Origin of the sequence: Vibrio olivae, from assembly GCF_042428525.1 — a bacterium.
Lineage (GTDB): Bacteria > Pseudomonadota > Gammaproteobacteria > Enterobacterales > Vibrionaceae > Vibrio > Vibrio olivae.
The window spans coordinates 1-688 of the sequence record NZ_JBHMEP010000068.1 but is presented as its reverse complement, the minus strand read 5'-3'; the positions used below and the strand labels follow the sequence as shown (position 1 = coordinate 688).

Genomic DNA, 688 nt, shown 5'->3' with positions numbered 1-688 from the left:
CGATTTTCTTGTTTATGACCCTTTTGTTAACCTATTTCTGATTCAATCAAAAAAAGTAAATCGCAAGGCAGGCGCCAAGTTCAGAACTATGGCGCCTGCCTTATATGCAATTAATAAAAAACAAACAGTTCTTTAAGTACTTGGGAAGTCTTCCGGAAACATTTCCGAGAGTTCTTCAAAGTCTATGCTTTCCTCTTCGGAAACCTCCACGTATTCCACCCCTTCCAAACCTCTTATCATGCAAGAGAACATCTCCGCTTCCGAAAGGTCGGAAAAGACCTCGTGTCTGGGTTCTCCCCTTTCATGCCAGTAAACACAATATTCTTTCATCGTGCTACTTCTTGATTTGGTGGGCTTTTTTCTTGTCTTGCAGCAAGAAATAAAATCCTCCCACGTTGGCTATTACGATAACCAAGCCGAACATAATCAATGCTCCCATGTTATTCTCCTTTCTTTTTGTCCTTGACAAGATACAATCCCCAACCCAACGTAAAGGCTACGGCTAATATTCCACCAAGGTAAATTATCCATTTTTGTTCTACATCTCCAAAAATTGAAGTCAGTATTACTGCTGTAGTAATGTATTTGGCTATATCCATAAGCCATTTACCAAGTTCTTTTTTCATATTACAAAGATAATAAATTAATTGTTTTTTATTTATCCCCCCCCCCGCCCCCAAGGGGGAGC

2 protein-coding genes are annotated in these 688 nt (G+C 39.7%); both read right to left on the bottom strand.

Features of this window, described 5'->3' with window-relative positions; genetic code table 11:
• Positions 1-132 precede the first annotated feature (132 nt).
• Positions 133-330 (bottom strand): hypothetical protein, encoded by a 198-nt coding sequence (locus tag ACFFUV_RS23515; protein ID WP_390198383.1) that lies wholly within the window; start codon positions 328-330, stop codon positions 133-135.
• A gap of 110 nt (positions 331-440) precedes the next feature.
• On the bottom strand, positions 441-688 hold a 248-nt coding region (locus ACFFUV_RS23510), incomplete at its 5' end, for a DUF6722 family protein (protein WP_390198382.1).